The sequence below is a fragment of the uncultured Holdemanella sp. genome (assembly GCF_934772795.1).
Lineage (GTDB): Bacteria > Bacillota_I > Bacilli_A > Erysipelotrichales > Erysipelotrichaceae > Holdemanella.
Map to the genome: position 1 here is coordinate 1 of NZ_CAKVMR010000105.1, position 3,328 is coordinate 3,328.

Annotated in this window: 6 protein-coding genes; all 6 read right to left on the reverse strand. The window is 33.2% G+C overall.

The features are described 5' to 3' along the window. Window positions 1–292: 292 nt before the first annotated feature. Window positions 293–517, reverse strand: coding sequence for a hypothetical protein (locus Q0F04_RS11510; protein ID WP_118011815.1), 225 nt, complete (start codon window positions 515–517; stop codon window positions 293–295). Window positions 518–549: 32 nt separating this feature from the next. Further along, window positions 550–696, reverse strand: coding sequence for a hypothetical protein (locus Q0F04_RS11515; protein ID WP_182374085.1), 147 nt, complete (start codon window positions 694–696; stop codon window positions 550–552). A gap of 101 nt (window positions 697–797) precedes the next feature. Then, entirely contained in the window at window positions 798–1,526 is a 729-nt protein-coding gene (locus Q0F04_RS11520) for a DUF4097 family beta strand repeat-containing protein (protein WP_295753430.1), read from the reverse strand. A 75-nt stretch (window positions 1,527–1,601) separates the two neighbouring features. Next, window positions 1,602–2,189: an HD domain-containing protein gene (locus Q0F04_RS11525; protein WP_295753432.1), complete on the reverse strand. Its 588-nt coding sequence runs from the start codon at window positions 2,187–2,189 to the stop codon at window positions 1,602–1,604. A gap of 211 nt (window positions 2,190–2,400) precedes the next feature. After that, the gene (locus Q0F04_RS11530; RefSeq protein ID WP_295753434.1) at window positions 2,401–2,706 is read right to left on the reverse strand and encodes an AzlD domain-containing protein; all 306 of its coding nucleotides are present in this window, start codon (window positions 2,704–2,706) and stop codon (window positions 2,401–2,403) included. Further along, on the reverse strand, window positions 2,703–3,251 hold the full coding sequence (locus Q0F04_RS11535) for an AzlC family ABC transporter permease (RefSeq protein WP_295753436.1): 549 nt from the start codon (window positions 3,249–3,251) through the stop codon (window positions 2,703–2,705). Before Q0F04_RS11535 ends, Q0F04_RS11530 begins: the two co-directional genes overlap by 4 nt. Window positions 3,252–3,328 lie beyond the last annotated feature (77 nt).

Here is a 3,328-nt window from a genome sequence, read left to right on the forward strand (position 1 = left end):
TGTGCAGTTCTTACTTTCTAAAAGTTCGTTGTAGCTGTTTGAACCATCTAGCATTACAAAAGATTTTGATTCAAGACATTTACCAAATCTTAATAGATCTATGAATGATGGCTTACCATAATTTAATGTTCTGGCAATTGTATGAGCAAATCTCTGTATTGCAGTGATGATACAAACCAGTTGATTCGATAATCCTCTTTTTGTAGCAGGTGTTCCACGATGTTTAGGTTAGACTCCATGAATCTTAGTTCCTTTAAGATTGTATGGAGTATACTTTTCATTCATTTCAACCTCATTTGGGATGTTCTTCAGTTTTTAGACTAACTAATAGTTTATGACGCATATTAAAAACATTGCGTTCATTTACATTGATTTTAACAGCTGTTTCTTTAAGAGATACACCATTCAATGTATCCAGGATAAGTTCATTCCATTTAGATTGATCATGGTGAGAATAAAAAGTAAGCTGACCACGGTCCACAACAAAACGTTTTTTGCATTCTTTACAACGAAGCATCTGTTTACCAGAGTTGGCAAAACCGCTCTTAATTAAACGAGACAGTATTCAAAATGATACGTATTCATTTTATTGTTTGTATCTAAATAATCAGTGATTTCACGATCAATCTTTTCGATTTGAAAAGATTGTAAAGCAGCAATTGTATCTTGGTTTAAATATTTCGAAGTTCTTGTCATAAGTGTAGTCTTTCTTTTGTTTACACCTATACAATAATTCTTAAATAGACACCATTAATGTCGAATATATCAACATGTCACCAATGTATCTGTTAATCCTTTTAATTTATCTCAATATCACCACTTGTCGTATTCAATGTCAATGTTGCATTATTTGAGCCTAATACTCGAGTTACAGAACCAGTTAATTCTTCTTCTTTAATTTCAATATCTCCACTCGTTGTACTAGCTGTTACTGAAACATTACTGATATTTTCTACACTTACATCTCCAGAAGTGGTTTCTAGTGTATTATCCCCTGTCAATTGACCATCAAATTCAATATCTCCACTTGTGGTGATGAAGCTACAATTATTTAAACTTCCATTTTCAATTGAAATATCCCCAGATACACTTGTTACTCTAGAATCCTTTAATGCCACATTTTGAATTTCAACATCCCCCGCAACAAGATTACCATTCACACTTAAAGAATCATTTGTCGTATAAAGAATCACTTCATTATCATCATGACCGACAAAATGTTTATCTGAAATTGTTTCTTTTACAGTTAAAACACCATGATCAACCGAATATTCCAGTTTTTGTTTCTTCGCATCCTGCAAACGATACGAAATCGCATTTTCACTAGATTTTTCAATTTTAACATCCATACTTGTCAAATCTAAATTAATAGAACTAAAAGCGTCTATTTTCTCATAGTTTAATGGTTCTTTCACAATCGAAGTTTCAGAAACTTCTACATTACGAATCAAATGAACCGCAAGAAAACTACCTCCTGCAATACACACTAGTATACATACAAATAATATAATGAATCCTTTTTTCATCAAACCACCTCTTTCACTACTAGTTTATCACCACTACTTTGTTTTGTATAGTAGTATAATCAAAAAATAGAAGAATCACTTTTTGATTCTTCCCTTCTCTACATTTGGCAAAATAAAATGCTCATACATATACTTCCACAACATTTCACTACCCTCATGTGTTTTCTCGTTTCGCTTTAATATCTTTTCAAGATGCACACCATTTTCAGCCCACATTCTTCCATCAGTTGCTGCATTCAACATCACCGGCTGAAAATTATCCATCACTCTGGCAAATTTGGCTTCTGCTGTTTTTCTTTCCTCAAACTCATTCCATAAATCAAACACTTTCTTCGCCTGATCTTCAGGCAATAGATTAAAGATACGATTTGCCGCAAGTGCTTCTCTTTTACTTTGTGTTTTTAAGCCCTGATCATCATAAGCATATGTATCTCCTGCATCAATTTCTACAAGATCATGAATCAACAACATTGAAATTGTTTTTAATACATCGATTTCTTCATTGGCATATTCACTCAATAATAATGTCATAATAGCCATATGCCAGGCATGTTGAGCATCATCCTCAAAATCTTGTCCATTGCTTTGAAGTGTTTTTCTTTTAATTTGTTTCTCTTTATCAATTTCCAAAATAAACTGCATCTGTTTTTCAATTCGTTCCATACTATCACCAGCACTATTGTAGCATACAAAAAGGCCCGGATTCACTCAGGCCTAATCTATTACGTCAACTTTGAAATCATTAGTGAACTTGAGGAAGGAGCAAAATACGATTTCTATTGACGCAAACCTTCTTAAAACTTCCTTTCGAAGCCGATTAAATTATATCATCATTTGCAACCATTTACAATATGATTGTAAATTTTTTACATTGCTATGAAAGTAAAAACATATATAATATTACACAAGCAATTACACTCCATAAAACTACACCAATTACAGGCAACTTTTTTAAAGCTGCAATCACCGCTACAACACCAGCTACTACTCCAATCCACATATTCTCATCCACATATAATATGGCCGGAAAAACTAAAGATGCCATAGCCGTATATGGAATCAACTGTAAAAATGTAGCTGCCTTTCCTGACACTTGAATCTTATCCATAAACAAGGCTGGTATCATTCTCGGTATATAGGTGGATAAACAAAGAAATAAAATCAATATCGCAAACTTCATTGTAAATCCTTTCTAGAAATGAAACACATTCCAATCAGTGCACATCCAAGTGTCGATATCAACATGGATAGTGAACTCGATAAGAATTGATTTAACACCCAGTTTACAATCATTGTCAAAATCACCACATATAATAATCGAATTGACTTCTTCATATTTGGCACTAACAGCCCAATAAACATCGCATATAAAGATACACCTAAGCTCTTAGATACGATACTAGGCAGTATACTTGAAAAGAGGATACCTAAAGCGGATCCTATATTCCATGATAAATAGGAAAATAGCGCAAGTCCTGCAAAGAATGACGGAGTTAACTTATTAATTTTCTTATCTGTCATTGACATCGCAAACACTTCATCTGTAATGCCAAAAGATAAAAGTAAACGAACCCACAAGTTTGTATTCTCCATCTTTTCCATGATACATGTACTCATAATAATATGACGCAAATTTAATATAAAGACTGTAAATACAATTGTTACATAAGCAGCATTTTGAGCTAACATTGTAACAGCCGCCACTTGTCCAGCCCCTGTATACACAAATAAAAAAAGCCCATCAAATCATATAAAATGATTTGTATGGGCGCTTTTCATTTGCCAAGTCTTGTTTACATCTC